This is a genomic window from Micromonospora sp. NPDC049049 (genome assembly GCF_040649115.1).
Lineage (GTDB): Bacteria > Actinomycetota > Actinomycetes > Mycobacteriales > Micromonosporaceae > Micromonospora.
Map to the genome: position 1 here is coordinate 1 of NZ_JBEZEX010000030.1, position 21,333 is coordinate 21,333.

Sequence of the window (21,333 nt, forward strand, 5' to 3'; positions counted from 1 at the left end):
GCGCACCCGCCACCACGTTCGTACGCGAGTTCGTCGGCGCCGACCGGGGCATCCGTGAAGTTATTGCCACGACACGCCGAGGCGCAGGGCAATAACTTCATGATCGACGCAGGGGTTACGGGGCCAGGACCTCGGCGAGGGCGTCGATTGCGAGGTCGATCTCCGCTTCGGTGATGACCAGGGGTGGGGCGAGCCGGATCGTGGAGCCGTGGGTGTCCTTGGCGAGGACTCCGCGCTCGGCGAGCCGCTCACACGCCTCCCGACCGCTCATCAGCGCCGGGTCGATGTCCAGCCCGGCCCACAGGCCGCGGACGCGTACCCCGACCAGACCCTTGCCGACCAACCCTTCCAGGCCGGCCCGCAGCCGCTCACCCAGCTCGGCCGAACGGCGCTGGAACTCGCCGGTGGCCAGCAGCCGGACCACCTCGATCGCCACCGCGCAGGCGAGTGGGTTGCCACCGAACGTGGAGCCGTGCTGGCCGGGCTTGAGCACCCCGAGCACGTCGGCGTTCGCGGCCACCGCGGAGACCGGCACGATGCCGCCGCCGAGCGCCTTGCCGAGCAGGTACATGTCCGGCACGACGCCCTCGTGGTCACAGGCGAAGGTCGCGCCGGTACGCCCCAGACCCGACTGGATCTCGTCGGCGATGAACAGCACGTTGCGCTCGGTGCAGACCTGGCGCACGCCCGGCAGGTAGCCCTCCGGCGGCACCACCACACCCTGCTCACCCTGGATCGGCTCCAGCAGCACGGCCACTGTGTTCTCGTCGATCGCGGCGGTCAGCGCCGCCAGGTCGCCGTACGGCACGACAGTGAACCCCGGGGTGTACGGCCCGAAGTCGGCGCGGGCGTCCTCGTCGGTGGAGAAGCTCACGATGGTGGTGGTCCGGCCGTGGAAGTTGCCCTCGGCGACCACGATGTTGGCCTGGCCGGCGGGCACGCCCTTGACCTGGTAGCCCCACTTGCGGGCCACCTTGATCCCGGTCTCCACCGCCTCGGCGCCGGTGTTCATCGGCAGCACGAGGTCCTTGCCGCACAGCTCCGCCAGCTCCCGGCAGAAGTCAGCGAACTGGTCGTGGATGAACGCACGGCTGGTCAGCGTCAGCCGGTCCAGTTGGGCGTGCGCGGCGGCGATCAACTGCGGGTGCCGGTGACCGAAGTTCAGCGCGGAGTAGCCGGCCAGGCAGTCCAGGTAGCGGCGGCCGTCAACGTCGGTGAGCCAGGCGCCCTCGGCGGACGAGATCACCACCGGCAGGGGGTGGTAGTTGTGCGCGGTCCAGCGCTCGGCGTCCCGGACCGCTCCCGGCGTACGCAGCTTGTCATCCACGATCACTTGCTTGCCTTTCCCTGACGGAGTCGCAGCGTGCAGCACTTCGGTCCGCCGCCGGCCTTACGTAGCTCGGACAGGTCGACCCCGATGGTTTCGTAGCCCCGGTCGCGCAGCTTGGCGGCCAGGTCGGTGGCCTGCGCGGGCAGCACAACGTGCCGCCCGTCGCTGACCGCGTTCAACCCCAGCACCTCGGCGTCGGCCATGGTGGCGTGCACCGCGTCGGGGAAGAGCCGGCGCAGCACAGCCTGGCTGCCCGGGGAGAACGCCTCCGGCAGGTACGCCACGGTCCGCTCGTCGAGCACTGTCAACGCGGTGTCCAGGTGGTAGAAGCGCGGGTCGACCAGTTGCATGGTGATCACCGGGTAGCCGAAGACCTCCTGCAGCTGGGCGTGCGCGGCGTGCGCCGTACGGAAGCCGGTGCCGGCCAGCAGGTGGTCACCGGCCAGCAGGACGTCACCCTCGCCCTCGTTGACGTGCTTCGGGTCGTACATCTCGAAGCCGGCGGCCTCGAACCAGGCCCGGAACGCCGGCGCCTCGTCGGCGCGCTGCGGGTCCCGGAACTGCACGGCCATCGCCTTGCCGTCGATCACGGTGCCGCCGTTGGCGGCGAAGACCATGTCCGGCAGGCCGGGCACCGGAGTGATCTCCTCCACGGTGTGGCCCAGGTCAAGGTACGTCTGGCGCAGCTGCTCCCACTGCTGGACGGCCAGCGCGGCGTCGACCGGCGCGTTCGGGTCCATCCAGGGGTTGATCGCGTAGTCGACGGCGAAGTACGTCGGCCGGCACATCAACAGGCGCTGGCTGGTGGCGTCCATCGTCATTGTCCTGCTCCCAGGGGTCGGGCGCGCCCGGCCACCGTGGCCCACGGGCTGGCGCCGTTGCTCAACGGTATGCGGCGTGAGCGGCAGGATCCACCGCCAGGAGTTGCGCAGGGCGTAGATCCGTTGCGTGTGGTGAGACCTCCGAGGCGATTCGTTGCGTCGGAGCCGAGATCCGGCAGGCAGAGCTCAGAGGCAGGGCCGGGAGGCTGGTTCGCAGCCTTTGCTCTGCTGCCTTATGTGCGCCACCAGACGGCGTCGCCCTCACCGGCGAGTAGCGGAATCCGCCACCACTTCCCGGCGCCACTCATCGGACACCTGGCCCCGACCCCCTGGCGCATATAGGGCAGCAGAGCAAAGGCTGGCGTACATGGTTCGCCCGGCAGTGTGGGGTGGGGGATCGCCGGGTGACGCGCGAATCCTCCGGCGATCTGGACCGGAGACGTCGAACCCCGGAAACACTTCAGGGGCGGCGAACCGCCGCCCCTGAAAGGGTGTCTCCCGGCCGGTGAACCACCGGACTGATCGGGTTGCCGGCGAACCGCCGGCTGCTCGCCGGTGCATCACCGGCGAGCGGAACAGTGCCCGCTAGAAACGATCGACAAACTGTGAGTCAAGCCACTCACGGAAGCGCTGCACCCAGTCGCCGTCGGTGGTCGGCCAGTCGAACTGGCCGGTCATCGCGAGCACCCCGATCACGACCGCGGCCAGACCGATCAGCACGCCGAAGAGCGCGTCGGTCTTGCCGGCGACGTGCCGGCGGCGGGTTGCCATCAGGCCGAGCACCGACAGCACCGCGCCGAACGCGCCGAGCCCGATGCCGTACCCGGCCAAGGTGCCGGTCAGCACGAACGTCGCACCGACGACCGAGACGATCAGGCCGAGGGTGGCGAGCAGACTGGCCCGCGGCTTCGGGCCACGCGTCACCGGCGGCTCAGGCGTGGTCGCGCCCGGGGTCGGGTCGACAGTGCGGTCCGTGGTGGTCCGGTCCGTGACGGCACTGTCGGCCGTGACCCGGTCGGTGGTGTCGGGCCGACGGGTGGTGCTGTCGAGGTCGGCGTCCCGCTCGGCGGTGCGCGCCGTGGCCGGGACGACGGCGGGCCGGGCCTCGGTCTCCACCTTGCTGGTGGTGCCGGTGCGGGGCTCCGGCGTGACCGGGCGGGTCGTGCCGTTCACGGGCTCCGGCGCGACCGGGCGGGCCGTGCCGTTCGACGGGTCGGGCGCGACCGGGTGGGCGGTGCCCCGGGAGTCGACCTCCGCCGGTCGACCGGTGGCGGCTCGGGCCACCGCCGCACGCTCGTTGGCCCGCCGCTCGGCCTCACTGGTCTGGCCGTCGGTCGTGCCGGCGCTGCGGTACGTCGTCTGGTCGGCGTCCCGGTCGGTGACCACCGGGCGGCCGACGCTGTCGTCGGACTGGGCGGTCTCGGTGACCGGGGTGTCGCGGCCGTCCACTTGGCCGTCGAGGTTCTCGTCCCGCGTCGGTGCCGGCTCGGACCGGCGGGACAGCGAAGGAATCCTGACCACTACACACCTCCTGATGAATGCGTGGTGGCCGACGGAAAGGGTGGCACCCACGCGGTGTCGGCTCTCAACTACCCACCTGGGCGTTTCCTGACACCAATCCTGGGTACGGCCGCCAAGACCGGCCTCGGCCGGCCTCCCCGCCTGGCCCGGACCAGCCCCGGCTCGCCTTGATCGACTCGGCTTCCTGGAAGTCGCGGTTTCCCGCCTCCGTGGACACCCCGATTTCCGGAAACCCGAGTCGATCAACGCGACGGGGACCGGGTCGGTCGAGGCGGCGGCGGGCCCGGTGCGGATCAGCGCGCGGGCCGGTCGGGCGGGGCTGGCTATCCTTGGCACCTGTGCCAGAGGGACACTCGATCCATCGCCTGGCGGCCCGGCACGCCGAGCTGTTCGCCGGGGACAAGCTGCTCGCCGCCAGCCCGCAGGGCCGCTTCGCCGAGGGTGCCGCCCGGCTCTCCGGGACAGTGCTGGAGGGCACCGAAGCGTACGGGAAACACCTGCTGCACCACTACGCCGGCGAGCTGACGTTGCACGTACACCTCGGGTTGTATGGCAAGTTCACCGACGGGCCGGGGGAGCCGCCGGAGCCGGTCGGGCAGGTGCGACTCCGGCTGGCCAGCGACCGGCACTGGCTCGACCTGCGCGGGCCTACGGCCTGTGAGCTGATCACCCCACCCGAGGTGGCCGCGCTGCGGGACCGTCTCGGGCCGGATCCGTTGCGTGCCGACGCCGACCCCGAGCGGGCGTACGCCCGGATCGCCCGCAGCCCCACCCCTCTCGCCGCTCTGCTGCTGGACCAGTCGGTGGTGGCCGGCACCGGTCTGATCTTCGTGACCGAGGCGCTGTTCCGGGCGGGGCTGCCGCCCACGATGCCGGGTCGACAGTTGACCAGGGCCGGCTGGGACGCGCTCTGGGCCGACCTGGTCGGCTTGATGCGGCTGGCTGTCGAGCACGGTCGGATCGACACGGTCCGCGACGCGCACCTGCCAGAGGCCATGGGCCGGCCTGCGCGCGTGGACCGGCACGGCGGCGAGGTGTACGTCTACCGCCGCCCGGGAGCACCCTGCCACGTCTGCGGCACCGAGGTCAGTCGCGGCGAACTGGCCGGCCGCAACCTGTACTGGTGCCGCACCTGCCAGCCCAGCTGACCCACCCACCCGGGCCACCCCGCACCCCGCACCCCGCACCCCGCACCCCGCACCCCGCACCCCGCACCCCGCACCCCGCACCCCGCACCCGCGCCGGCACCCCTGCACCCCGCACCCGCACCCCCCGCCCCGCGCCCGCCGATCTTGCGGTTTGTGTTGTCGGTATGGGTGGATACGCGCGCTGTGTCGGGACAGAAAGTGCAAGATCGCGGGAGTTGGGGCGGGTGCGGAAAGCCCGCGCGCTGCTGGAACTCAGTCCTTGTCGAGCAGCCAGCGGACCACCTCGATCTTCTCGGGGAAGACCGCCTTGTCGGCGAGGCCCCAGGACAGGGTGTGTCCGATCGTCCAGCCTCGGACCCGTTCCCGGTCCAGTCCCAGGTCGGTGCTGAGCCGGTCCAGTCGATGCCGGACGGCGGCCGGTGAGTGGCCCAACTCCGGGCCGCGCACCATCGGCACGACCGAGAACTCCCGTTCCCCGGTCAGCGGCTTCGGGTCGATCGCCAGCCACGGCCCTCGATCGCCGGCGAGCGCGTCGCCGCCGAGCGCGTTGGCGGCGAGGATGTTGCCGGCGTGCAGGTCCTGGTTGACCAGCACCTGCTCGCCCTGGCTCGACGCCAGTCCGCTGAGCAGGTCGAGCGCCGCATCCAGCAGTCGTCGCTCGTACGGTCGGCCGGCCCGCTCCCAGGCCCGGGGCATCCGGTCGATCCAGCCGGCGGCCTCCCGTGCGAGCGGGGTGAACGGCGTGTCGGCTGGTCGCCAGAGCCGGGGGAGCAGTCCGACCACCACGTCCAGCGCCCGGTCCGGCGCAAGGTCGTGCAGGGGAGTGCCGGGCTGGCAGCGTTCGAGCAGCAGGGCACGCCGCCCGGGGTCGTGGGCGAGCAGACGGACCGCCGCGACGCCGTCCCAGAGCGCCAACGCGTCGGCCTCGTGCCGGCTCTCCTCGTCGGGATACTGGAGTTTCAGCACCACAGCGGTGCCATCGGGCAGGTGGGCGGGGAGCGCCAGTGACGCGTACGCCTGCCGGAAGGGCGGCCCGACCCGCAGCGACCAGCGCTCGGCGCACTCGTTCAGCCACGTCGGGAGTGCGGCCAGCCAGGCGCGACCGGCCGGTGATCCTCGTACCCAGTCGAGTCCTTCGGGCAGATCCATCCGGCGCTCCTGAGTCGTGCGGCAATCCGCGGCGGCTGCCAGGTGACTCAGCCGGGCTGCGGCGTTCACACACCGGTCCACAGTGGCTAGCGTGGACGGGTGCAGATTGGTGTGAACGTACCGAACTTCGCCCCGGGCACCGACCCCGACGTGCTGCGTCGGTGGGCGCAGACGGTGGAGGGTCTCGGCTTCGACCTGTTGATGGTCTCCGATCACATCGCGGTGACCCCGGACGTGGCCGAGCAGTATCCGGCGCCGTTCTACGAGCCGTTCACCACGCTGTCCTGGCTGGCCGGGGTGACCAGCCGGGTTCGGCTGGGCACCACGGTGCTCATCGTCCCGTACCGGCACCCGCTGCTCACCGCCCGGATGGCGGCGAACCTCAACCGGCTCAGCGACGGCCGGCTCGTCCTCGGTGTCGGCGTCGGCTGGGCCCGGCAGGAGTTCGAGGCGCTCGGCGTGCCGTTCCGGCAGCGCGGTGCGCTGACGGACGAGTACCTGCACACGATGCGCGCGGCCTGGCAGGACACCGACGACTACGACACGGCAGCGATCCCGATCTGGGTCGGTGGCAACAGCGAGGCCGGCATGCGCCGCGCGGTACTGCTCGGTGACGCCTGGCACCCGCTGCGGGTCACACCGGGACGGCTGGCCGAGGCGGTCGGACGACTGACGGACATCGCCGGCGAGCTGGGTCGCCCGGTGCCCGCGTTGGTGCCGCGGATCGCGCTTCAGGAGACCCGGGAACCGATCACCGACCCGGACCGGCTGGCCGGTGTCGGCACCATCGACCAGATCGTCGCCGACCTGGACCAGCTTCGCGTGCTCGGCGCGGAGACGGTGGTGCTGGACCCGTTCAACGGCGACCTGACCGAGATTCGCCAGCCCGAACGCGCCTGGCGGACCCTTGCGGCAGTGGCCGCACATCACAGAACCCAGGAGGACGGATGACCCCCGACGACGAGAAGTTTCTCCGCCATGCCGTCGACATCGCCAGGCGGGCGGGGGCTTCCGGCGAACGGCCGTTCGGCTCGTTGCTTGTCGACGCGGCCGGCGTCGTCCTGATCGAGGACCACAACACCGTGGTCTCCGACGCGGACATCAGCGCCCATCCGGAGTTGAAGCTGGCCCGCTGGGCGGCTCGGGAACTCTCTCCCGAGGTGGCCGCCGGCACCACCATGTTCACCAGTTGTCAGCCCTGCGCGATGTGCGCGACGGCAATCGATCGGTCCGGCCTCGGGCGGGTGGTGTACGCGCTGTCCACCGAGCAGTTCGAGGAGGTCAAGCCGGCCACCCCGCCGCTGCCCCCGGTCCGCTACGAGGGGCCGGCGCTGTTCGACGAAGCACGCCAGCCGATCGACGACTACTACTGAGCGGAGCCGCTCCGGGTCGGTGTGACGCAGCCGGAATTGACAGTCGGCCGGCTGCCGGAGCAGGGTTGAACGGTGACAACGATGTCAACGGTCAAATAGGAGGAAAACCCTCTAGCTGCGCGCCGACCCTGGCCAGTCGCTTCGTGGCGTACCGTTGGCAGTTTTGCGGCGCGGACCCGGTCCGTTCGCCGATCCTGGCCGTATGTCCCTTTCCTACCCCACGGTGACCAGCTGAAATGACCGACGTGCCCCGATCCGACGCCGCAACGACCCCTGCCCCGCCGGGGTCACCAGACCTGCCCGAGCTGGACGAGTTCCTCGTCGACCAGACCCGGACGCTGCTCGACACCGCCCGCCGCTCGCTTCGGCCCGAGGGCGGCTTCTGGTGGCTCACCGACGACCGCACCCCGGATCGCGGAGAACCCATCCACACCTGGATCACCTGCCGGATGACCCACGTGGCCGCCCTCGCCCACCGCAACGGCGACCCGGACGCCGCCGCCCTGGTCGACCACGGGATCGCCGCGCTCAGCACGCTGCTGCGTGACGACCGGTACGGCGGCTGGTTCGGCGCGGTGGACCAGCAGGGAGCACCCGTCAACGACCGCAAGGCCGGCTACGACCACGCGTTCGTGCTGCTCGCCGCCTCCAGCGCCGCGCGCGCCGGACGCCCCGGCGCGGACCGGCTGCTCGCCGACGTGCTGGCCGTCGTGCGGGACCGGTTCTGGGACGACGACGCCGGTGCTGTCCGCGAATCGTGGAACCGGGACTGGACGGTCACCGAGGACTACCGGGGCGCCAACAGCAGCATGCACATGGTCGAGGCGTTCCTCGGCGCTACCGCCGCCACCGGTGACGCGAGTTGGGCCGACCGGGCCCTGCGGATCGCCACCCACCTCGTGCACGGTGAGGCGGCCCGACACGACTGGCGGCTCCCCGAGCACTTCACCACCGACTGGACGCCGCTGCCCGACTACAACCGGGACCAGCCCGCCGACCCGTTCCGGCCGTACGGCTCCACGATCGGGCACTGGCTGGAGTGGGCCCGGCTGCTGCTGGAGTTGGAGGCGGTGCTGCCGCAGCCACCCCGCTGGCTGCTCGCCGACGCCCGTGCCCTGTTCGCCGCCGCCGTGCGTCGCGGCTGGGCGGTCGACGGGGCGGACGGCTTCGTCTACACCATCGACTGGGACGACCAGCCGGTGGTGCGCTCCCGAATGCACTGGGTTCTCGCCGAGGCCATCGGCGCGGCGATCACCCTTCGTCGCCGTACCGGGGACGCGGTCTACCTCGACTGGTACCGGGTCTTCTGGGCGTACGCCCGCCGCACTCTCATCGACCAGACCGGATGGCGGCACGAGTTGGACGCGCAGAACCTGCCCGCCGACACGGTCTGGCATGGCCGGCCGGACGTCTACCACGCCTACCAGGCGGTACTGCTGTCCCGCGCGGCCGACGGGCTCGGCGGCCCCGGCCCGCTCGCACCGGGCGAGGTGACCGCGTGATCGTCGTCGCGGGTGAGGCGCTGATCGACCTGGTCGTGACGGCCGAAGGGCAACGTGCCGTCCCGGGTGGTTCGCCGGCGAACGTCGCCGTCACCCTGGCCCGGCTCGACCAGCCGGTACGACTGCTGGCCCGACTCGCCGACGACGACTACGGTCGGCAACTCGTCGATCATCTGAGCGCCAACCGGGTGGACCTGGAGTGGGCGGTACGCGCCGCGGAGCCCACGTCGGTGGCGGTGGCCACTCTGAACGCCGCCGGGCAGGCCAGCTACGAGTTCCGGCTGGCCGGTGCGGCCGACTGGCAGTGGACGCCGCAGGAGTTGCCCGAGCTGGCGGGGTCACCGGCGATCGCGCTGCACACCGGGTCCCTCGCGCTCGCGTTGGCACCCGGCGCGGAGGCGCTGGAGGGCCTGCTCGCCCGGGAACACCAGCGGGACGGACTCACCGTCTCCATCGACCTCAACCTGCGCCCGAGCATCGTCACCGACCGGGCGGCGGAGCAGGAGCGGGTACGCCGGCAGGTTCGCATCGCGCACCTGGTCAAGGCCAGCGACGAGGACCTCGCCTGGCTCTACCCGGACCGTTCGGTGGCCGACGTGATGACCGAATGGCGTACCGCCGGTGTGTCCTGCGCCGTGGTGACCCGGGGCGGGGACGGCGCCTTGCTGCTCGCGCCCGACGGCTCGCTGCACGAGGAGCCGGCGGTCCGCACCACGGTGGTCGACACCGTCGGCGCCGGCGACTCGTTCACCGGTGGCCTGCTGGCCGCACTGGCCGACCTCGACGCGCTCGGCGACCGCCCGGCTGACCGGCTCGCCGCGGTGACTCCGCAGCAGTGGGGTGCGGTGCTCCGACAGGCCGCCACGGTGGCCGCCCTGACCTGCGCCCGCCGAGGCGCCAACCCCCCCACAAAAGCAGAGGTCGAAGCCCTCCTGACCCCCGCGCCCTGACCCCCGCCCTCACGCCCTGACCCCCGTCCCCGCGCCCTGACCCCCGCGATCTTGCACATTCTGTCCCGGCAAAAGGCGCATTCCTGCGCAGGTCGCCAACAGTAAGTGCAAGATCGCGGGGAACAGGCGGGGATCAGGCGGGGCGCGGGGGTCAGGGGGTCAGGTTAGGCCGCGTTTTAGGAGCCTGGTGGGGAGGACCGTCGTATCGGGTGGGGTGTCGTCTCCGGCGATTCTCTGGAAGAGGCGTTCGGTGGCCACCTTGGCCAGCTCTCTCGTGTCGTAGGCGACGACAGTCAGCGGTCGGGGCATCAGGTGGGCCAGCTCGAAGTCGTCGAAACCGACAAGCGCGGCGTCACTGCCCCGCCGGTGCAGCTCCTGGAGCGCGCCGACGGTGAGCCGGTTGTTGGCGCAGAAAAACGCGGTGGGTGGTTCCGGGAGGTCGAGCAGCGCGGCGACCGCTCGGCCGGCCTCCTCTGGCGCGATGAGCCGCTCGCGGATCAGCGACTCGTCCGGTTCGACGCCGGCAGCGTCCAGCGCCGACCGCGCCCCGGCCAGCCGCTCCCGCATGGTGGGCACGCTCGGCGCGCCGAGCAGCAGACCCACCCGTCGGTGCCCCTCGTCGAGCAACGCGCTCACCCCGGCGTGGCTGCCACCCCGGTTGTCCAACAGCACGGCGTCGGCGTGCAGCCCTTGCGGCGGCCGGTCCAGGAACACCACAGGCATGCCCAGCTCGACCTCGCGACGCAGGAACGAGTGGTCCAGGCCCGCCGGCACCACCAGCAGACCGTCGACGCGGCGTTGGGTGAAGTCCTGGAGCAGGGCGCGTTCCCGCTCCGGGTCCTCCTCCGACGACGCGGTGATCAGCATGGTGCCGTGCGCGGCCGCGATCTCGGCGGCGACGCTGGCGATGGTCGCGTAGAACGGGTTGGCGATCTCCTCGATCAGCAGCCCGACGGTGGCGTTGAGCTGCCGGGAGCGCAGGTTACGGGCGATGTCGTTGCGTCGGAAGCCCAGCTCGGCGATGGCGGCCAGCACCCGGCCGACCAGTTCCTGCCCCACCGGCTCGTCGTTCACGACCCGGGAGACCGTCTTCAGGCTGACGTCGGCCCGCCGGGCCACGTCCACCATCGTGGGACGCCGACGCACGGTCGGCCGGGTCGGGGTCTGGGTCACGGGGTGGTCCTCCACGGCGGGCGCGGGTCAACGGTCGAGGGCGGCGAGCGCGTCGACCGCTTTTCGGGCGGCGATGAGCACCGGATCCCAGACCGGCGCGTACGGCGGAGCGTAGCCCAGGTCCAGCTGCGTCATATCGTCCACCGTCATGCCGTTCCACAACGCCACGGCCAGTGTGTCGATCCGTTTGGCCGCCTCGGACCAGCCGACGATCTGCGCGCCGAGCAACCGACCGCTGGGGCGCTCGGCGATCAGCTTGACCGTCATCGGCCGGGCGCCGGGGTAGTAGCCGGCCCGGTTGGTCGACTCGGCGATCACCGAGACGAACTCGAAGCCGGCGGCGGTGGCCTCCCGTTCGCGCAGGCCGGTCCGGCCCACCTCCAGGTCGCAGACCTTCGTGACAGCCGTGCCGATCACGCCGGTGAAGGTGGCGTACCCGCCGCCGATGTTGATCCCGGCGACTCGGCCCTGCTTGTTGGCGTGCGTGCCGAGCGGCACGTGAACCGGCAACCCGCTGACCCGGTGCAGGGTCTCCACGCAGTCACCGGCCGCCCAGACGCCGGGGTGCTCGGGCACCCGCATCCGGCGGTCCACCCGGATCGCGCCGGTCGGTCCGAGGGGCAGCCCGGCGGCCTTGGCGAGCGCCGCGTTGGGGCGTACGCCGAGGCCCAGGACCACGACGTCGGTCGGGATCGGCCCCTCGGCGGTGACCACCGCGGAGACCCGGCCGTCCCGCTGTTCCAGGCCAGTCACCGGCAGGCTGGTGCGGATGGTGACGCCGAGGCTCCGCATGGCCTCGGTGACCAGCTCGGCCATGTCGGCGTCGACCGTCGCCATGGGCTGCTCGCCCGCCTCCACCAGGGTCACCGAGAGGCCGCGTTGGATCAGGGCCTCAGCGATCTCGACGCCGATGTAGCCGCCGCCGACCACCACGGCCCGGCGCGGCTGCGGGTCGGCGTCCAGCCAGTGTCGTAGCGCAGCACCGTCGTCGAGGGTCTGCATGCCGAACACGCCGTCCGCGTCGGTGACCGCCCACTGCGGCTTGACCGGCACCGCGCCGGTGGCGTACATCAGGTCGTCGAAGCGTTCGCGGACCTCGCCGCCGCCGGTCAGGTCCCGGGCCACGACCTCGCGGCGCTCCAGGTCGATGGCCGTGACCTCGTGGCGCATCCGGACGTCCATCGCGTACTCGGTGCGGAACGTCTCCGGGTCGCGGGCGATCAACGCCTCTGGGCCGGGCACCAGGCCACTGATCCAGTACGGGATGCCGCACGCCGAGTAGGAGGTGAAGTTGCCCCGCTCGAAGACCACGATCTCCAGGTCGCCACGGTCACGGCGGCGTCGGGCCTGGGACGCCGCCGACATTCCGGCGGCGTCCCCGCCGATGACGATCAGCCGTTGCGCCACGGGCTCATCTTGTCACGCGGTGATCAGCCGCGGGTCTGCCGTGCGACGTCCTGCACCACGTCGGTGAGTCGGCCGGTGCGTTCGAACACCGCACGCTGCCGCGCCGCGCCGCTGCCGTGCCGGCGCAAGCCGCCCAGCAGGTCGTTCACCTCGGCCCAGTCGCCGTGCTGCTCCAGCGCTGGCCGCATCCGCTCCACGAACCGGTCCAACAGCTCCCAGGCCGGGCGCAGCTCACCGTTCGTGACGTCGACGGCTTCGCCTTCCAGACCGTCATGGGCGGCCCGCCAGTGCGCCCCGACCAGCAGGTGGTGGTCGGTCTGCAACGCCGGTCGGCCGGCCTCGACATCCGCCATGGCGGTGGCGACAAGTGCCCGGACCAGCGCGGCGACGAGCACCGCGTCGTCCACCGACGGGCAGACGTCGCCGATCCGCAGCTCGACGGTCGGGTACTTCGCCGACAGGCGGGCGTACCAGTAGAGCATCCCCTCGTCGAGCATCACCCCGCTGGAGATCAACTGACGGATCAGCCGCTGGTAGTGCTCGTGCGACTCCAGGAACGGGGTCGGCGCCACCGACGGCCAGCGCTCCCACTCGACCGAGCGCCAACTGGCGTAGCCGGTGTCCTCGCCCCGGGAGAACGGCGAGTTGGTGGTAACCGCGTGCAGCATCGGCAGCCACGGCCGTACATGGTTGAGCACCTGCACGCCGGTGTCCGGGTCGGGCACCCCGACGTGGACGTGCATGCCGTTGTTGCCGGGGCCGGGGACGAGCAGCCGGAACCGCTCGATCATGCGGTCGAAGCGTGGCTTGTCGACCACCGGTGGCACCGGGCCGTCGACCGGGCCGGTGCCGATGGCGAGCAGGCGTACGCCGGCCCGCTCGGCGGCGTCGGAGAGCGCCTTACGCAGGACGCCGAGGGAGTGCCGGATCGACGAGAGCTCCAGGCCGGGCGGGCTGCCGATCTCGATCTGACTGGTCTGGAACTCCCGCTCCACCTGCCCGCGAAGTTCGGCCGGCACCTGCTCCATGACGAGGTCCACGGCCGGGACCGCGGCCCCGGTGTGCGGGTCGACGAGCAGGAACTCCTCCTCGACACCTACGGTGAGCAACCCGGTGGCCGCAGCCCTGTCGCTCAGCGCGTCCGCCACCTGACCGGTCATCGACATCACCCGTCCGTTTCTGCCGTTCGCGGTCCGTCCGCGTCGGTCCTTCGCTTGGTTACCCAACGTGGCGATGCCGGGAAACGTGGCGGCGGCACGTCGTCCTCGAAGGCGGGCCGCCGATTCGGCCGGGTGACGAGACAGCGGGTCCTATGCTGAGCCCGTGCCGGTGCTGCTGGGGTATGTCGGGGTCGCGTGGATGTCCGCGTTCGCCCAGCTCACCCTGCTCGCGGGCCGCCCTGTGGACCTGCTTGCGGGCGCCGCGATGACCGCCCTGGTGCTGCTCGCGGTGGTGCTCGCGGCCCGGGTGCGCGACCGGGCGGGCGCGCCTGGTGCCGGGCCGCGCTCGGCCGGCCTGCGGGCCCGCTCCCGCAGTCGCCGAATGCCCCGCCAGATCGACCCGGATGCGGCGGGTCGACCTCGTCCCCGTGCTCCGGGGCACCCCTCGGCCGCGTAGCGCCTCGCCGCCGCGCGGCCGATCCCGCCGTCACCGGCCCCCCTTGCTGGGCGGACGCCGCCCGGGGGAGGGCCTCACCGGAATCGGACCGAGGGGTTTCCCATGCTTGCCTTCGCACCACTGCACGACGCTGTCGCCGCTGCCGGCAGCGCGCTGAACTGGCTCACCGAGCTGCTCGAACCACTGGCCGGCGGCGGAGCGACAGCCGCCGCCATCGTGCTTTTCACCATCGCCGTCCGGCTGCTGATCTCGCCGCTGACCGTCGCGCAGGTCCGCGGTGAGCGGCGCCGCGCGGCGCTCGCCCCGCAGGTGCGTGAGCTTCAGCAGCGGTACGCGGACGACCCCGCGACGCTTCAGCGCGAGGTTTTCACGTTGTACCGCGAGGCCGGCGCGAACCCGGTCACCGGCTGCCTGCCGCTGCTCATCCAGGCGCCGTTCCTGCTGGTGCTGTACCGGTTGTTCAGCACCAGCGAGGGCGGCACCGGGCTGCTGGACGAGCGGTTGGCCGGCGTGCCGCTGGGTCACCATCTCAGCGACGGGCTGGCCGGTGCTGCCGGACCGCTGTTCGGCTTACTGCTGGTGGTGTTGCTGGCGGTGGCCTGGTGGTCGTCGCGGCGGGCCCGGCGGGCGTCGGCGGCGGTGGGCACTGTGGCCGGTACGCCGACCGAGGGGCCGGGGGCGGCCACGCTCGGCCGGCTGCTGCCTCTGCTGCCGTTCACGACGGTGCTGGTGGCGCTGGTGCTGCCGCTCGCCGCGGTGATCTACCTGGTCACCACGAGCGTGTGGTCGGCAGTTGAGCAGGCGGTGCTCCGCCGCCCGCAGGCCTCTCCGACGGGTGCTCTGGACAGAAACAGTTAACTGTCTTAATAATTAGCGGCAACGTTGACGTCCATAAATGCCCGTCCGGGCCCGGAGGGTCGCATGAAACGCTCCAGATCCCTTGTCCTGTCCCTCGTCGCCGCCCTCGCGGCCACCCTCGGCGCGGCCTGGGTGGCGCTGCCCGCGTACGCCGCCGGCGCCACCGCCAGCTTCGTCAAGACCGCCGACTGGGGCTCGGGCTGGGAGGGGAAGTACACGATCACCAACGGCGGCAGCTCGACCATCAACGGCTGGAACCTGACCTTCGACCTGCCGTCCGGCACCACCCTCGGCAGCTACTGGGACGCGTTGCTCAGCTCCACCGGCCAGCGGCACACCTTCACCAACAGGTCCTGGAACGGCACCGTCGCCCCGGGCGCGTCGGTCTCCTTCGGCTTCCTGGCCAGCGGCTCCGGTTCGCCGAGCGGCTGCCAGCTCAACGGCGTGTCCTGCGGCGGCGGCACTCCACCCACCACGCCCCCACCCACCACGCCCCCACCCACCACGCCTCCGCCGACGACGCCTCCGCCGACCACCCCACCGCCGACCGACCCACCCACCGGTGGGTTGCCGAAGCACCTGCTCACCGGGTACTGGCACAACTTCGACAACCCCGCGGTCGAGCTGCGGCTGCGCGACGTCCCCACCGAGTACGACCTGGTGGCGGTCGCCTTCGCCGAGGCCACCTCGACGCCCGGCGCGCTCACCTTCGGCGTCGACCCCGGACTGGCCGCCTCGCTCGGTGGCTACACCGACGCGGACTTCACCGCCGACGTCCGCACCCTGCACAGCCGGGATAAGCGGGTGATCCTCTCCGTCGGCGGCGAGACCGGCCGGGTCACAGTGAACAACGCCGCCTCAGCCACCGCGTTCGCCGACACGGCCGCCGCGCTGATCGCCAGGTACGGCTTCGACGGGATCGACATCGACCTGGAGAACGGACTCAACCCGACGTACATGGCGCAGGCGCTGCGCGCCCTGCGGGCCAAGATCGGATCGGGCCTGATCATCGCGATGGCGCCGCAGACCATCGACATGCAGAACCCGGCCGGCGGCTACTTCAAGCTGGCGCTCGACATCAAGGACATCCTCACCGTCGTCAACACCCAGTACTACAACTCCGGCGCGATGCTCGGCTGCGACCAGAACGCCGCGTACGGCCAGGGCACCGTCAACTTCATCGTCGCGTTGGCCTGCATCCAGTTGGAGGCCGGGCTCCGCCCCGACCAGGTCGGCCTCGGCCTGCCCGCCGGAGCTGGGGCGGCCGGCGGTGGCATCGTCGCGCCCAGCGTGGTCAACGCCGCCCTGGACTGCCTGGCCCGGGGCACCAACTGCGGCAGCTTCCGTCCGCCGCGCACCTACCCGGGCATCAGGGGCGCGATGACCTGGTCGGTGAACTGGGACGTCAGCAACGGCAACGGCTTCGCCAACACCGTGGGACCGCACCTGGACACCCTGCCCTGACCACCCCGCTGGCCTTCCGAAGCGCCAGCGGCAGCGGATCAGCGACCGGCGGTCACCGACCGCCGGTCGTCGCGGTCCCGACGCTTGCGGACCTTGCGGATCGCCCAACTGGCCACCATCACGACGAAGATCGCGACGATCGCGTAGTTGAACCAGTCGCTGTAGCGGGCCACGTCCTGCCACTGGCTGCCCAGCGCATAGCCGGCCCCCACGATGAGACCGTTCCACACCCCGCTGCCGATCGTGGTGAGCAGGATGAACTCACCCATCGGCATCCGGTTGGCCCCGGCCGGCACGGAGACCAGGCTGCGGACCACCGGCACCACCCGGCCGATCAGCACCGCCCACCGGCCGTGCCGCTCGAACCACTTGTCGGCCCGTTCCAGGTCGTCGCTGTCCACCAGGGGAATGTGGTCCAACCAGCGCTTGAGTCGTTCCTCGCCCAGCGCCGCGCCGAGCCAGTAGAGCACCAACGCGCCCACCAGCGAGCCGACCGTCGCGGCCAGCACCACGACGAAGACGTTGAACTTGCCCTCGTGCGCGAGGAAGCCGGCGAGCGCCAGCACGATCTCACTGGGAATCGGCGGGACGATGCTCTCCAGCGCCACCAGCAGCGCCACTCCGACCGGGCCCATCACCTCGATCACCGAGGCCACCCAGCCGGTCAACCCGGTGAACTCGGACGGGTCGCCAGCCTGGGCGTACGCCATGGTGGTCCTTCCGGTCGGCGGTCGGGGATCAGAGGGTCATACCCAGCGGGGCCCGACTCACACCTCCGGGTGCAGCGCGGTGTCCGCCGGACCCTGCCGCCAACCGGTGAACACCACTGTCAGACCGGCGCGGGACGGCGCGCAGCAGAACGGGCCGGCCAGGGCCTCGGCCGTCGGGTCCAGCGGAGCGAGCCGGACCAGTCTCCACGGTTCGTCGTCGACCCGGGCGCGAACGGTCACCGCGTCACCCGCCCGGCTGACCCGGACCGTCACCTCCCGGCCCGCCCACTCCGGCACCGGCGCCACCGACCAGTCGGAGAACTCCCGGGTCACCACAGCGCCGAGCTGCGCCTCGCCGTCGCTCACCTCGACGCCGGCCTTGGTCCACGTCCGCTCGTCGACGCGGACGAACGCGCCGGCCTGGTCGAACTGCGCCGAGAAGTCGAGCCGGAAGCTCACCTCCATCGCGGTGCCGACCGGCAGCGGCGCCAGCAGGGCCGGGCCGTCGTCGTGCACGAAGCCGTAACTGGTCCGCCGCCAGAAGTCGCTCTCCGCGGCCGGCTCGACGACCAGTTCGCCGGCCGGGCCCTCCTCGACGCGTACCGGCGGGTGCAGCCAGCTGCCCTGGGACCAGTCCAACAACTCGCTCGGCGGCACGAGGTCGTTCTCCATGACGGGCACGGTAACCGGTAACCGGTCGCCGGTCGCCGGTCGCCGGTCGCCGGTCGCCGGTCGCCGGTCGCCGGTCGCCGGTCGCCGGTCGGCCCGGCTGGTTTGCCGCGATGATCAACTGGAGAGATTTCTTCGGCATGGGTGACCGTTGGTATTCCGAAGCCGTCGTCTACTGCCTCGACATCGACACGTACGCCGACTCCGACGGCGACGGGGTCGGTGACATCCGTGGCCTGATCGGGAGGCTGGACTACCTGGCCCGCCTCGGCGTGACCTGTCTGTGGCTGCACCCGATCCACCCGTCACCCAACCGCGACGACGGCTACGACGTCACCGACTTCTACAACGTGGACCCGCGCTTCGGCACCCTGGGCGACTTCGCCGAGCTGCTGCACCAGGCGCAGAACCGGGGCATCCGGGTGATCATCGACCTGGTGGTCAACCACACCTCCGACGAGCACCCGTGGTTCCAGTCGGCCCGCTCCTCGCCGGACTCGCCGTACCGGGACTGGTTCCTCTGGTCCGACACCGAGCCGGCCGACCGGCACCAGGGCATGGTCTTCCCCGGCGAGCAGAAGGAGACCTGGAGCTACGACCGCACCGCCAAGGCGTGGTTCTACCACCGGTTCTACAAGTTCCAGCCGGATCTCAACTTCGCCAACCCGGAGGTCCGGGCCGAGGTCAAGAAGATCATGTCGTTCTGGCTCCAGCTCGGCGTCTCCGGCTTCCGGATGGACGCGGTGCCGTTCATCATCGAGCTGACCGAGCCGGGCAACCCGGACTCGCCGAAGGACTTCGAGTTCCTCACCGAGATGCGCCAGCACGTCCAGTGGCGGCGCGGCGACGCCGTCCTGCTGGCCGAGGCGAACGTCGAACCCGACCAGCTTCCCACGTTCTTCGGCGACACCAGCGGCTCGGGCAACCGCATCCACATGCTCTTCGACTTCATGCTCAACGGTCGACTCATGCTCGCCCTGGCCCGCGAGGACCCGGAGTCGCTGATCGAGGCGCTCCGGGACACCCCGAAGCTTCCGGTCGGAGGGCAGTGGGCCACCTTCCTGCGTAACCACGACGAGATCGACCTGTCCCGGCTGACCACCGAACAACGCAACCAGGTGTACGCGAAGTTCGGCCCGGACGAGAACATGCGCATCTACGACCGGGGCATCCGTCGCAGGCTCGCCCCGATGCTCGGCAACGACCGGCGGCACATTGAACTGGCGTACGCCCTCCAGTTCTCGATGCGCGGCACGCCGGTGCTGCGGTACGGCGAGGAGATCGGGATGGGCGAGGACCTGTCGCTGCCCGGTCGGGAGGCGATCCGTACCCCGATGCAGTGGTCGTACCAGCCGAATGCCGGCTTCTCCACGGCGGACCCGGAGAAGCTGGTCCGCCCGGTGATCGACAAGGGTGAGTTCGGCTACCAGAACGTCAACGTCACCGCCCAGCGCAGCGACTCGAAGTCGCTGCTCGCCTGGTTCGAGCGGATGATCCGTACGCTGCGGGAGGCCCCGGAGATCGGGTCCGGCTCGACGACCCACATCGACGTGGCGATGCCGCCCGGCGTGCTCGCCCACCGGGCCGACGGGCCGACCGGAACGATGGTCTTCGTGCACAACCTCGGCACCGACGACGTCGAGGTGGACCTCAGCAGCCTCGAGCCGGAGGCCGACCTGCCCATCGACGTGCTCGCCGACCGTGGCTACGGAGAGTTGGGAAAGCTCGGCGCGGTCAAGGTCTCCGGCCACGGATACCGGTGGATTCGCCTATGCCGAGGGTCGGCCTGTTGAGGTTAAGCTCCTCCGATCGACCCCACGTTACCGGGAGGTAATCATGTCGGAGGAGTCCCGCGTCGCCATCGTCACCGGAGCCGCACGCGGCATCGGCGCGGCCACCGCCCGACGGCTGGCCGCCGACGGAATGGCCGTCGCCGTGGTCGACATCGAGGAGGCGGCCACCAAGGAGACGGTGGACGCCATCGCCGGGGCCGGCGGCCGGGCGCTCGGGGTGGGCGCCGACGTGTCCGACCGCGACCAGGTCGAGGCGGCGGTGAGCCGCGTCGCCGCCGAGCTGGGCGCGCCCACGGTACTGGTCAACAACGCCGGTGTGCTCCGCGACAACCTGCTGTTCAAGATGACCAGTGCCGACTGGGACACGGTGATGGGGGTGCACCTGCGCGGCGCGTTCCTGTTCAGCCAGGCCGCCCAGAAGCACATGGTGGACCAGAAGTGGGGGCGGATCGTCAACCTCTCCAGCACCTCCGCGCTGGGCAACCGGGGCCAGGCGAACTACGCCGCCGCCAAGGCCGGCCTACAGGGCTTCACCAAGACGCTCGCCATCGAGCTGGGTCCGTTCGGGGTGACGGTGAACGCCGTCGCACCCGGCTTCATCGTCACCGACATGACAGCGGCCACCGCGGCCCGGATGAAGGTCGACTTCGACGACTTCCAGAAGCACGCCGCCGCCGAGATCCCGGTCCGCCGCCCCGGCCGCCCGGAGGACGTCGCGCACACCATCTCGTTCCTGGCGAGCGAGGGCGCCGGCTTCGTGTCCGGTCAGGTCATCTACGTCGCGGGCGGCCCACGGGACTGACCCGTACTCCCGACGAGGGCGCTCCGGCAGACAAGCCGGCGCCCTCGTCGCCGGGCCCTGGCGCCGGGTCAGCCGAGAGCGCGTCGGGCGGGTGCGGCGCGGTGGGTCAGGCGGGTGCGCGGCGGGTGCGCCAGAGCCAGATCAGGCCGAGCACCGGCAGCACCAGCGGGATGTAGCCGTACCCGCTGCCGAACTGCGACCAGACCGTCTCGTCCGGGAAGAGATCCTTGTCGACCAGGCTCAGGATGCCGACCGCGACGACCCCGACCAGCTCCACCGAGCAGCACGCCAGCGCGACCCGACGGCCGGTGTGCCCGGCGCGGGCCAACCCCACGGCCGCAACGATGTAGATGAGCGCGGCCACCCCGGAGAGCAGGTACGCCACCGGCGCCTCGTCGAACTTGGTGGCGATCTGCAAACCCGCCCGACTCGTCGCCGCGATCGCGAACAGCAGGTAGACGGCGATCAGCAGCCGCCCCGGGCCGGAGTTCGTGCGCTGTCGAGCCGATCCTGTCTCAACCACCGAGCACCTCCCAGGTCTGCTGCAACCGGACCACCACCACCGGGGCCACCAGGCAGACCGCGCACACGATCGCCGAGCCCCAGCGGGTCGGTTCCATCCGGGCCAGCACCCAGGCCAGTGGCGGCAGACACACCAGCGTGACCAGGTAGCCGAAGAAGGCGCCGGGCTCGCCGGGCCGATCCCCACCGCCGACCGCGACGAGCGCCAGCACGCTCAACACCAGCAACGCCACTTCGAGTACGGCCAGACCGACGAACTGCACAGGGTCCGGTGGTCGGTGGCGTACCGCAGCCACCAGCGCCCACACCGCCACGAGCAGCGACAGCACGATCGGCACTGCCGCGACGATCCCGTCCACCGGCGAATCGACGCCCGCGCTGGTCACCGGCACCACCCGGTCGTTGCCTCGGTCACCGGCACAGCCTACTAACCGTCGTAGTAAAGGGGTGCCCTGCCTCTCCGCGTGTGACGCGCGCCCGTCGAGGGTCCGCGGCCCCGGTGCCCATGCTCCCGGTGCCCAGCT

21 protein-coding genes are annotated in these 21,333 nt (G+C 71.5%); 10 read left to right on the top strand and 11 right to left on the bottom strand.

What is annotated here, in order from left to right; all coding sequences use genetic code 11:
• Nucleotides 1-115: 115 nt before the first annotated feature.
• From rocD to AB0B68_RS25580, 3 genes are all read right to left on the bottom strand, one after another.
• A complete protein-coding gene (gene rocD / locus AB0B68_RS25570; RefSeq protein WP_357195691.1) occupies nt 116-1,330 on the bottom strand; it encodes an ornithine--oxo-acid transaminase in 1,215 nt (404 codons plus the stop codon).
• A complete protein-coding gene (gene ddaH / locus AB0B68_RS25575) occupies nt 1,330-2,145 on the bottom strand; it encodes a dimethylargininase (RefSeq protein WP_357263250.1) in 816 nt (271 codons plus the stop codon). The genes rocD and ddaH overlap by 1 nt, the downstream gene beginning before the upstream one ends.
• A 591-nt stretch (nt 2,146-2,736) precedes the next feature.
• Nucleotides 2,737-3,672: a thrombospondin gene (locus AB0B68_RS25580; RefSeq protein WP_357263189.1), complete on the bottom strand. Its 936-nt coding sequence runs from the start codon at nt 3,670-3,672 to the stop codon at nt 2,737-2,739.
• Nucleotides 3,673-4,010: 338 nt separating this feature from the next.
• On the opposite strand from AB0B68_RS25580, the gene AB0B68_RS25585 reads away from it, so the two are divergent.
• Nucleotides 4,011-4,820 (top strand): DNA-formamidopyrimidine glycosylase family protein, encoded by an 810-nt coding sequence (locus AB0B68_RS25585; RefSeq protein WP_357263193.1) that lies wholly within the window; start codon nt 4,011-4,013, stop codon nt 4,818-4,820.
• Between the two features lie 252 nt (nt 4,821-5,072).
• Here the strand turns inward: AB0B68_RS25585 and AB0B68_RS25590 are convergent, their stop codons facing one another.
• Nucleotides 5,073-5,969, bottom strand: a complete 897-nt coding sequence (locus AB0B68_RS25590; protein ID WP_357263196.1) for an aminoglycoside phosphotransferase family protein — start codon at nt 5,967-5,969, stop codon at nt 5,073-5,075.
• Nucleotides 5,970-6,068: 99 nt separating this feature from the next.
• Between AB0B68_RS25590 and AB0B68_RS25595 the strand changes: the two genes are divergently transcribed.
• The 4 genes from AB0B68_RS25595 (at nt 6,069) to AB0B68_RS25610 (ending at nt 9,794) form a co-directional block, all read left to right on the top strand.
• Nucleotides 6,069-6,920 (top strand): LLM class flavin-dependent oxidoreductase, encoded by an 852-nt coding sequence (locus tag AB0B68_RS25595; protein ID WP_357195584.1) that lies wholly within the window; start codon nt 6,069-6,071, stop codon nt 6,918-6,920.
• Complete coding sequence (locus tag AB0B68_RS25600; protein WP_357195587.1) at nt 6,917-7,342, top strand: nucleoside deaminase; 426 nt, start codon at nt 6,917-6,919, stop codon at nt 7,340-7,342. Before AB0B68_RS25595 ends, AB0B68_RS25600 begins: the two co-directional genes overlap by 4 nt.
• 236 nt (nt 7,343-7,578) lie before the next feature.
• Nucleotides 7,579-8,844, top strand: coding sequence for an AGE family epimerase/isomerase (locus AB0B68_RS25605; protein WP_357263199.1), 1,266 nt, complete (start codon nt 7,579-7,581; stop codon nt 8,842-8,844).
• Nucleotides 8,841-9,794, top strand: a complete 954-nt coding sequence (locus AB0B68_RS25610; protein WP_357263201.1) for a carbohydrate kinase — start codon at nt 8,841-8,843, stop codon at nt 9,792-9,794. Before AB0B68_RS25605 ends, AB0B68_RS25610 begins: the two co-directional genes overlap by 4 nt.
• A gap of 159 nt (nt 9,795-9,953) precedes the next feature.
• Here AB0B68_RS25610 and AB0B68_RS25615 read toward each other — a convergent pair whose 3' ends face one another.
• From AB0B68_RS25615 to AB0B68_RS25625, 3 genes are all read right to left on the bottom strand, one after another.
• The gene (locus AB0B68_RS25615; protein WP_355008237.1) at nt 9,954-10,922 is read right to left on the bottom strand and encodes a LacI family DNA-binding transcriptional regulator; all 969 of its coding nucleotides are present in this window, start codon (nt 10,920-10,922) and stop codon (nt 9,954-9,956) included.
• Nucleotides 10,923-10,994: 72 nt separating this feature from the next.
• Nucleotides 10,995-12,374 carry an FAD-dependent oxidoreductase gene (locus tag AB0B68_RS25620; protein ID WP_357195596.1) on the bottom strand — a complete coding sequence of 460 codons (1,380 nt, stop codon included), beginning with the start codon at nt 12,372-12,374 and terminating at the stop codon, nt 10,995-10,997.
• Nucleotides 12,375-12,397: 23 nt separating this feature from the next.
• Nucleotides 12,398-13,534 (bottom strand): glutamate--cysteine ligase, encoded by a 1,137-nt coding sequence (locus AB0B68_RS25625; protein WP_357195599.1) that lies wholly within the window; start codon nt 13,532-13,534, stop codon nt 12,398-12,400.
• Nucleotides 13,535-13,697: 163 nt separating this feature from the next.
• Here AB0B68_RS25625 and AB0B68_RS25630 point away from each other — a divergent pair, with 163 nt between their 5' ends.
• From AB0B68_RS25630 to AB0B68_RS25640, 3 genes are all read left to right on the top strand, one after another.
• Nucleotides 13,698-13,991, top strand: a complete 294-nt coding sequence (locus AB0B68_RS25630; RefSeq protein ID WP_357195602.1) for a DUF6412 domain-containing protein — start codon at nt 13,698-13,700, stop codon at nt 13,989-13,991.
• A 102-nt stretch (nt 13,992-14,093) separates the two neighbouring features.
• Nucleotides 14,094-14,849 (top strand): membrane protein insertase YidC, encoded by a 756-nt coding sequence (gene yidC / locus AB0B68_RS25635; RefSeq protein ID WP_357263204.1) that lies wholly within the window; start codon nt 14,094-14,096, stop codon nt 14,847-14,849.
• A 63-nt stretch (nt 14,850-14,912) separates the two neighbouring features.
• Nucleotides 14,913-16,313 carry a cellulose binding domain-containing protein gene (locus AB0B68_RS25640; RefSeq protein WP_357195608.1) on the top strand — a complete coding sequence of 467 codons (1,401 nt, stop codon included), beginning with the start codon at nt 14,913-14,915 and terminating at the stop codon, nt 16,311-16,313.
• Between the two features lie 38 nt (nt 16,314-16,351).
• Here the strand turns inward: AB0B68_RS25640 and AB0B68_RS25645 are convergent, their stop codons facing one another.
• Nucleotides 16,352-17,023, bottom strand: coding sequence for a DedA family protein (locus AB0B68_RS25645; protein ID WP_357195611.1), 672 nt, complete (start codon nt 17,021-17,023; stop codon nt 16,352-16,354).
• Between the two features lie 57 nt (nt 17,024-17,080).
• Nucleotides 17,081-17,695, bottom strand: coding sequence for a DUF1349 domain-containing protein (locus tag AB0B68_RS25650; RefSeq protein ID WP_357195614.1), 615 nt, complete (start codon nt 17,693-17,695; stop codon nt 17,081-17,083).
• A gap of 137 nt (nt 17,696-17,832) precedes the next feature.
• Here AB0B68_RS25650 and AB0B68_RS25655 point away from each other — a divergent pair, with 137 nt between their 5' ends.
• Together AB0B68_RS25655 and fabG are read left to right on the top strand one after the other, a co-directional pair.
• Nucleotides 17,833-19,485, top strand: a complete 1,653-nt coding sequence (locus AB0B68_RS25655) for an alpha-amylase family protein (protein ID WP_357195699.1) — start codon at nt 17,833-17,835, stop codon at nt 19,483-19,485.
• A 43-nt stretch (nt 19,486-19,528) separates the two neighbouring features.
• The gene (gene fabG / locus AB0B68_RS25660; protein ID WP_357195617.1) at nt 19,529-20,287 is read left to right on the top strand and encodes a 3-oxoacyl-ACP reductase FabG; all 759 of its coding nucleotides are present in this window, start codon (nt 19,529-19,531) and stop codon (nt 20,285-20,287) included.
• A gap of 106 nt (nt 20,288-20,393) precedes the next feature.
• Here the strand turns inward: fabG and AB0B68_RS25665 are convergent, their stop codons facing one another.
• Together AB0B68_RS25665 and AB0B68_RS25670 are read right to left on the bottom strand one after the other, a co-directional pair.
• A complete protein-coding gene (locus AB0B68_RS25665; RefSeq protein ID WP_355008104.1) occupies nt 20,394-20,810 on the bottom strand; it encodes a hypothetical protein in 417 nt (138 codons plus the stop codon).
• Nucleotides 20,803-21,195 (bottom strand): hypothetical protein, encoded by a 393-nt coding sequence (locus AB0B68_RS25670; RefSeq protein ID WP_357195623.1) that lies wholly within the window; start codon nt 21,193-21,195, stop codon nt 20,803-20,805. Before AB0B68_RS25670 ends, AB0B68_RS25665 begins: the two co-directional genes overlap by 8 nt.
• Nucleotides 21,196-21,333 lie beyond the last annotated feature (138 nt).